2 protein-coding genes and 1 pseudogene are annotated in these 4,687 nt (G+C 62.3%); 2 read left to right on the top strand and 1 reads right to left on the bottom strand.

Annotation, left to right across the window (positions count from 1 at the left end; translation table 11 throughout):
* Positions 1–534 precede the first annotated feature (534 nt).
* Together ACI38B_RS00630 and ACI38B_RS00625 are read left to right on the top strand one after the other, a co-directional pair.
* Positions 535–1,683, top strand: coding sequence for a pyridoxal phosphate-dependent aminotransferase (locus tag ACI38B_RS00630; protein WP_439729103.1), 1,149 nt, complete (start codon positions 535–537; stop codon positions 1,681–1,683).
* Positions 1,684–1,907: 224 nt separating this feature from the next.
* A complete protein-coding gene (locus ACI38B_RS00625; RefSeq protein WP_439729102.1) occupies positions 1,908–3,425 on the top strand; it encodes a replication-associated recombination protein A in 1,518 nt (505 codons plus the stop codon).
* Between the two features lie 192 nt (positions 3,426–3,617).
* Here ACI38B_RS00625 and ACI38B_RS00620 read toward each other — a convergent pair.
* A pseudogene (locus tag ACI38B_RS00620) lies at positions 3,618–4,687 on the bottom strand (cysteine desulfurase family protein); the annotation flags it as partial.

Here is a 4,687-nt window from a genome sequence, read left to right as displayed (position 1 = left end):
CATCAGCAATCGGCCCGTTGCTCAGGACAATGTCGCAAGACGTCGCCGTTCGCAACACTGCCGCCTAGGGCAATATCGCAGGGCAATGTCGCTGGCAATATCACAGGTGTCATTGCGCGACATTGTCGCAGACGTCATCGCGCAACACCGTCGCCCAAAACGCCGTCACAGAACACAGCGTGATAGTGCGGCATAGATAACGGCGATAGCCGGCAAGGCGTTTCCGCCGCGCAATCGTGATTGCATACCATTCAGGGCAAGACGGCACATGGCAGGAATCGGGTTTTCCATCCGGTGGCGGCCGTGCGGGCGGAACTCGCGAGAGGAGTGGACGCAATGACACAGGCAACGACAACAGCCACTACGGCAACAACGGCTACAGCCACGGCAGCCACGGCCACGACAACAACAGCCACGACAACAACAGCCACGACGGCAACGGCTAGAACGGCAACATCCGCGACGGTAACAACAGCGACAGCAACAACAAATGCAACAACGGCACAGGACATCACCACGAACATCGCCGATCGGGTGCGTGGCATCCCCGCGAATCCGTTTGCCGCTGCCAACGCGCGGGTCGCCAAATATCGGGCCGCCGGCCATGACATCATTGACCTGAGCCAAGGCAATCCGGATGGTCAGCCGCCGCAGTTCATGATTGATGCTGTCGCCCAAGCCGCCCGTAATCCAGCCGATTTCAAGTACCCGTCATTCAACGGCAAGCCAGCCTTCCTCAAGGCGGCGGCCGGCTGGTACCAGCGCGAATTCGGCGTGACCCTCGACCCGGCGACCCAACTGCTGGCGACCGCGGGCGCGTCTGTCGGCATCAGCGCCGTCATCCAAACCCTCGTCAACGCCGGCGATCTTGTGGCGCTGGTCGGCCCGTATTACCCGCAGTACGAGGGGTCAACCGCAGTGGCGCAAGGACGGGTGTACACGATTGCAACCAGCCCGGAGTGCGGATTCCTGCCGGATCTCGATGCCGTGCCGGACGAGATCTGGGACGAGGCGAAACTGCTCATTCTCAACTATCCGAACAATCCGACCGGTGCCGTGGCGACCCGGGAGCTGTTCGAAACGGCGGTGCACATCGGCAAGGAGCATCACGTAGTCATCGTCAACGATTTCGCCTACGCCGGCATCGGTTATGACGAGCAGTCGCCAATCAGCCTGTTGAGCACTCCGGGGGCCCTTGACGTGTCGCTGGAATTGTGCTCGCTGTCGAAGATGTACATGATTGCCGGCTGGCGTGGCGGTTTCGTCGCCGGCAACGCTCAGCTCATGGCCGCGGTGAAATCCGTGCACGCGCAGACCAGTCTGCTGGTGTCCTCGATTGTGCAGGACGCGGGAGCGGCGGGGCTGAACAGCGACCAGTCGACGGTGCGCGTACTCGCCGACCGGTACCACCACCGGTATCTCGCCTTGCGTGATGGTCTTGCCGAAGCGGGATTGCACCTGACTGACTCGCATGGCGGCTTGTTCGCCTGGATGCCGGTCCCCGGCGGTGATGATCAGGCTTTCGCCCAGTGGCTCATCGATCAGGCTGGCGTGGCTGTGATCGCCGGTTCCGATTTCGGCCCGACAGGCGCCGGATACGTGCGGTTCAGCCTGCTCATGCCACAGGAGACGTTGACCCAGGCGGCACACCGTATCCGTGATGCGCGTGGCGACGCTTGGTGACACTTGACGACGTGGGGAGGTGTCAATCAAGCCCATTTCCAATATGAGAATGTGGACCAGTGATGTTATGTCGTGACATCCGATGGTTTCCATCTTCTCCGAGCGAAGAAACGGCGCTATGTTTTTCGTGCGTTGTCGTTACAATAACATCCGGCTCGTTGTCGCGAATACGGGATTGAGAGAGCCCGGGCACGAGTGCACGCGCGAATGATTATGGAGAGACTGTGGATCTTGGTTTGCAATTCTCAGGCATGAATCTTGCCGGCATGAATCCTGCCGGTGTCAACCCCGCCGGTATGGATACCACCGGCATGAACGCGCCGATTGCCGGCATGCCGACGGCCGGTCGTGTGACGGCTGCCGTGCCTGGCACCCCCGCAAGCGACAATGTGATGTTGCGTCCGTTGGCCGATCGCATGCGCCCTAAGCACCTTGACGATGTCATCGGCCAAGATCAGGTACTTGCTCCGGGCGCACCGTTGCGTCTGATGGCTTCCCCGACAACCTCGCAATCCGTGGTCGTCCCCGGCGCCGCCCTGCTGTACGGCCCTCCGGGAACGGGCAAAACCACGATCGCGCATCTGATCGCGGAGGAGTCGCATCGGCGTTTCATTGAGCTGTCCGCCGTCAATGCGCGTGTCGAAGAGCTGCGAAACTCGCTGTCCGCCGCTGAACGGTTGAAGCGCCGCGGTGAGGAAACCGTGCTGTTCATCGACGAAATCCACCGGTATTCGCGCGAAGAGCAGGACATTCTGCTGCCTGCAGTGGAAAAGCGGCTCGTCACCTTTGTCGCCGCCACCACGGAAGCGCCGTCCAGCACGCTTGCCCCGGCGTTGCTCAGCCGTTGCATCATCGTGCATTTGCATCAACTCGGTGTCGACGGCCTCAACAGGATCGTGGACAGGGCAGTCGCCTCGCCGGACGGGCTTGGCGGCTCGGTTACCTTGGATCCGGAAGCGCGCAAGCTCATTGTCCTCAGCAGCGGCGGCGACGCGCGTCATGCGCTCACCACGCTTGAGGCGGCCGCTTCCCGTGCCGCAAGTCAGGCGACGCCCGGCCAAATCGCGGTCGTCACGTCCGACGATGTGCGCAGCGTCATCGACAACATTCCTTCCTACAGCGTCGACGACCATTACGATATGGCCAGCGCGCTCGTCAAATCGATGCGCGGTTCGAATCCGGATGCCGCCGTGTATTGGGCGACGCGCATGCTCGACGCGGGTGAGGATCCGATGTTCATCGCGAGGCGCGTCGTGGTTTCCGCGGCGCAAGATGTCGGGCTTGCCCAGCCGCAGGTGTTGCAGACCGCGGTTGCCGCGGCTCAGGCGGTCGAGATGGTCGGTATGCCGGACGCGCGCGTGCCCCTGATGGAAGCGATCATCCAAATCGCCGTGTCCCCAAAGTCCGATGCTGTTCTGAACGCTGCAAAAGCTGCCCAGAAGGATATCCAGGATGGCAAGCTCGGCATTGTGCCGCTGCACCTGCGCAACCCCACGGATGCCGACCATCGTGCCGCGGGCAATGGTATGGGCTATGTCAATCCGTTGGAACACGGCGGGTTCGTAGCTCAGCAGTACATGCCGATGGGTATCGAAGACACCGAATACTATCAGCCGAGAAATTCCGGTGTGGAAGCGAAAATCGGCCCGTGGCTCGCGCAATATCGCGCCGCGATGCGCAACGCGAGCGGTCCCGCTGACGAAGGGGAGACCGGCACATCAGAGGCGGATGCGGTCAACTGATCTGCCGGCTGTGGAATTGAGGGTGGTATCGGTGCCGAAGAGCGCTGAAACCACCCTCAACTGTATTGTCTGCGGCAGTATCGTCGGCAACCGTATGCATCTTCGGCACAAACCGTCCGCCGGTTGTGCGTGCGTGGACGTGGCCACTTGCAAAACGTGGTCACGCACAGGCGGAATTGTTTGCAACCGTTGTCACATCGCGTGCAGGGCAATCATGGATGCGCGCAGCGCCTGTGCGATGCGCCGGATATCCGCGTGGTGCAGCGGCTCCCGGAACGAGAATCGCAACGCGGATTTTGCTTCCGTTTCGTTCAACCCCATGGCCAGCAGCGTGCCGGGAGCTTCGTGACGTCCGATGGCACATGCCGAACCTGAAGACACTTCAATGCCGCGCGCGTCCAAATCGACGAGCAGCGCCTCGCCGTTGACATTCGGGAAGGTGAATGACGCATGGCCGGGCAGACGATTGGCCGGGTCGCCGGTGAGGGTCGTGCCAGGAATCGCCTCGCGGATAGCCCTGATCAGATCGTCACGCGACGCGGCCAGACGGGCGTTGCGTTCCTCCATTCCCGCGCATGCCTCATTGAGCGCGACCGCCAGTGCAATCGCTCCCGCGACATTCGGTGTGCCGGAGCGCAGACCGCGTTCTTGCCCGCCGCCGCTGACAATCGGCTCGATAGCCACACGGCTACGGGCGAGCAGGGCGCCCAAGCCTTTCGGCGCGCCGAACTTGTGTCCGGACACCGCGAGCGTGTCGGCGTCAAGACCGCGGAAATCCACGGGAATCGTGCCGGCCGCCTGCACGGCGTCCACATGGACGGGCACTGCGGCATCATGGCAGATGCGCACCGCGCGGTTCACTGGCTCAATCGTGCCCACCTCGTTGTTCGCCATCATGATGCATGCGAGGGTCGCACCCCGACGGGCCTCGCGGGAGAGTACGTCAAGGTCGATATGGGCCTGAGCGTCGACCGGAATGCGCACCACGTCGAAATCGAAGAAATCATGCAGCCATTGTGCTGATTGCGCGACGGCCGGGTGCTCCACCGCCGAAATGAGGATGCGGTGGGCGGGGGAGTGCTGAAAGTGTGGTGATGCGGGTACGGATGCGGGTGTGGGTGTGGATGCACTTGCCGGCGTTGATGCCGTTGCCGTTGCTTTCGCCTCCCGTTCGCGCCTGATCTGGGCGAGCGCGATGCCCTTGACAGCGAGATTATCCGCTTCGGTACCGCCCGAAGTGAAAATCACGTCGCCGGCGTGCG

Source organism: Bifidobacterium sp., assembly GCF_051876855.1.
In the GTDB taxonomy this organism is placed as follows: domain Bacteria; phylum Actinomycetota; class Actinomycetes; order Actinomycetales; family Bifidobacteriaceae; genus Bifidobacterium.
The sequence above is the reverse complement of the archived record's forward strand: the minus strand, read 5'-3'. Positions and strand labels throughout refer to the sequence as shown.